The sequence below is a fragment of the Endozoicomonas sp. ONNA2 genome, assembly GCF_024606365.1.
Classification (GTDB): domain Bacteria; phylum Pseudomonadota; class Gammaproteobacteria; order Pseudomonadales; family Endozoicomonadaceae; genus Endozoicomonas.
This window is the reverse complement of the sequence record NZ_JAHHPO010000120.1, coordinates 1-3,185: the sequence shown is the minus strand read 5'-3', so window position 1 is coordinate 3,185 and position 3,185 is coordinate 1. Positions and strand designations below refer to the sequence as shown.

Below are 3,185 nucleotides of genomic sequence, written 5' to 3'. Positions count from 1 at the left end.
ACATAAGTAGCTAACCATATGAAATCATATATTTCTGACTCCTTGTGCCGACACTGTGCTTCCAAAGACTGTTTCAATTTTATGCTTCCGGAAAATGGTTTTTAAACACCTGTAGCATCGTATGGTCAGTAATAGGAAACGTGACCGACACAAACCGCTCTCTAAAGTCATCCTCAGCCAAAAGACCAGCAAACAACCCCGCAACATCCGCTGCATCATTGGCGAAGATCCCACAGCCCCAAGCCCCAAGAATCAAATGTTTCACTCCATTGTTGGCCGCGACAGTCAGGATTTTTTTGGCACGATCATACATTGTTTGCTGAATGGCCTCCTCCGCTATGCCATTGCAAAAAGTCCTGTCCACTGCTGCAGCGGTGATAAAGGAGATCAGGTAAGGCGCGACCAAGTTGCCATGATCATCTTTAAATACCGGCACATCAGGCGAATAGAGAATCGTATCAGAGTAAAGCCCCCGATGGGTTGTGTGATGTGTGTTGTTAAAAATATACATTTGCTTTCCTGTGTCACTGTCCAGGGAAGCAATAAGTGCGGAGGCTCTTGCCAGGCTGTCTTCCTGTGTGTTGGTACCATCCCGAAACATGCCGCCGGGTGAAGTTGCTGAGGCAAAATTAAGGCAAGCCACGTGGTCTTTGCCATTCTCCACGGCAATCCGCCGACAGGCTGCCAAAGACGTTTCCTGCATAAACAGAATTTTGGTAAGGGGGTAAAAATAATCCAGGGAAGGTTGAAGGGGAATGGTTTTATTTGCGCTATAGAATAGAGTTTTGTCAATACACCGATCAACGGTCGTTTTAAGGTCTATCGTTGTGCCATTCAGGCTGAACCATTGGCGGTTCAATATCGTCACCGTGTCCAGTGCGACTTTTCTGAACTCTGCCCGCCGGGGGTCCTTACCGATTCGTTTAGCCGATGATGCCACTGTTCTGGTGCTAATGGATTTTCCTGAACGATCCGAAGGCCAATGTTTTACCGCCGATGACTTGCCAGACCTGACGTTTTGCTTGTAGGTTAGTGGCGCATTTACAGCAGATTGTCTGGCCACTGGCCCCATTGTGTTTGCCTTCATCGTGTACATGCCAAGCAAATATTATGGCCTATTTTTTCGACATGACAGATTTAATTAACAAAAATCCGGTATCTGATGCCCTTTGGGAAGCATTTCCTGAGTTAGCACTCCTTGAGAACTGTCTCAACACATCCGGGAATGCCTGTTTTTCACCCTCGAATGTGATCGGTTCATATTTCAGGCAGTTATCGTCTGCCCGACGGCAGGTCTACAAAAGACCGTATAGTAGCAAGGAATGAACACTCAAGCAGAGCGCTCTGCAAGGGTGGTCATCCGCCTGCGCGGCCCGGCCCGGCGATGCTTTACGACGGGTTTTGTAAAGATTTGAAAGTTTAATCACACAAATCATGCGATGAAAATGGTTGCTGCCATAATGTCTGACAAATAAAAATTCATCAGGAAGTATTCAATGTTCACACACGGGCTAAACACTCTTAAACGCGTATTACCTCTGGCAAACAGCCAATTTTCAGCAATGGCTGCCAAACCGTGTCGAAACAGGGCTGGTAATCAATTATTTTCCGGACGGGCTGTCCTGGGACCACTCATACACGAACTGCATGTCTCGGCTCGCTCTGGGCGGTGTGATTCTCCCGATGACAAACACAGGTCAGTGAAGGACGGGAGTTGTATTGGGGATAATATTCAAGATGACGACACCCGGGAATCAAACAACCTGTTACAGGACAGAAGAGTTGGTATGGGTGCGGAAAAAGCTTCTCACCTTGCCCGGGCCTGTGGGTCCGATGATACCGTATTGAAGTTATGGGATTCGCCACTGCAGATAGACGACCCGGACATATTGGCCCGCTTGCAATGTTTCTTGAGTCAAGAAAGTGTCCATATCGACCAGCCCGTCAATCAGGCCCAGCAAACCTTACTGCACCAGTTTACCAAAGCCAGCGGCCTTCATCATTGCAATGGCGGGCAGCGTTACCCGGTGGACCCGGTTTTAGTGGTGAAATTACTTTTGAACCGCGGGGCCTCGCTGGCTCCTGATCGCTTTGGAAACACGCCATTACACACGGCTTGTCAATCTTGTGCTGCCCCGGAGCTTATGGACATTTTGCTGAAAAAGGCCAGTGGCAGGCCAGAAATCCTTGACGCCGTTAACAGCGACGGTAAAACAGCCCTGTGTGAAACACTGAGTTTGACATCATGGCTTGGAAATGCGGTGCTTCTATTACGGGCTGGAGCAAGTATCGACGACGTTGGCAACCAGTTCAGCGACGGTCCGGTTGGATCATTGATTCACCATAAACGGCTCGACAGTGAAAGCATCAATTTGCTGACTCACTATGGGTTCGATATCAATCAACGCACCCAGGAAGGAAAACTCCCGTTCAATGAGTTTGTCAGGAACATGAACAGTTATGACTTCTATCGTGATTCCGATACCCTCCTCTACTTGATTAAATCAGGCTTGCCCCTGAACCGTCTTGATAATGCTGGCCAGTCATTGCTTTCCATATGTTTCAACGCTTTTGACGAAAATAGCGAAGAAAACAGCGGGTTTAATCGAAAACTGAACTTATGCAGTTTCGTCCTGAAAGCTGCTTACAAATACAATTTTCCCGGGAATATTGATGCACTGAAGGGCGCCTTTTCAGATACATTGATAGAAACACGTGCGAAGGATATTGGCAACCTGTTAACAGGCTATGCAGATGTATTCTATCTGATTGATGGCACCATTGACGTCATTGCCGACAACGTGAGTGAGCAAAACAAGCGGAAATTGGCAGAACTGTTGGCAAAAGCCGGGAAAGTGCATTGTGCGGGTATGAGTCTTCGCCCTTTCGTCTACCTGCCCCGTGAACCTTTTGCGCAATCATGCAAAGACTCATTTATGCACCAGATGGCAGTCAGGTACAATGCACCAATTTCCGATTTTGTCAGGGTTGGGCTAGAGCCAGAACCGGATCGTTTTTCAGCAATAAAAAGTGAAGGGTAGGCATCGGTCGTTGATGAGGCTAATAAAGCTGACCGAAAATAGCGTCAAGCCCAGTACTTCCAGCTGTCCGAGAATAGACTGCCCTCTTGCGATAGACATTAAGTAGCTAACCATATGAAATCATATATTTCTGACTCCTTGTGC

The 3,185-nt window shown here is 47.6% G+C and carries 2 protein-coding genes; one reads left to right on the top strand and one right to left on the bottom strand.

Features of this window, described 5'->3' with window-relative positions; genetic code table 11:
• Positions 1 to 79: 79 nt before the first annotated feature.
• The gene (locus KDK14_RS02250) at positions 80 to 1,087 is read right to left on the bottom strand and encodes a TIGR02452 family protein (RefSeq protein ID WP_257263395.1); all 1,008 of its coding nucleotides are present in this window, start codon (positions 1,085 to 1,087) and stop codon (positions 80 to 82) included.
• Positions 1,088 to 1,496: 409 nt separating this feature from the next.
• On the opposite strand from KDK14_RS02250, the gene KDK14_RS02245 reads away from it, so the two are divergent.
• Positions 1,497 to 3,041 carry a hypothetical protein gene (locus KDK14_RS02245; RefSeq protein WP_257263394.1) on the top strand — a complete coding sequence of 515 codons (1,545 nt, stop codon included), beginning with the start codon at positions 1,497 to 1,499 and terminating at the stop codon, positions 3,039 to 3,041.
• Positions 3,042 to 3,185 lie beyond the last annotated feature (144 nt).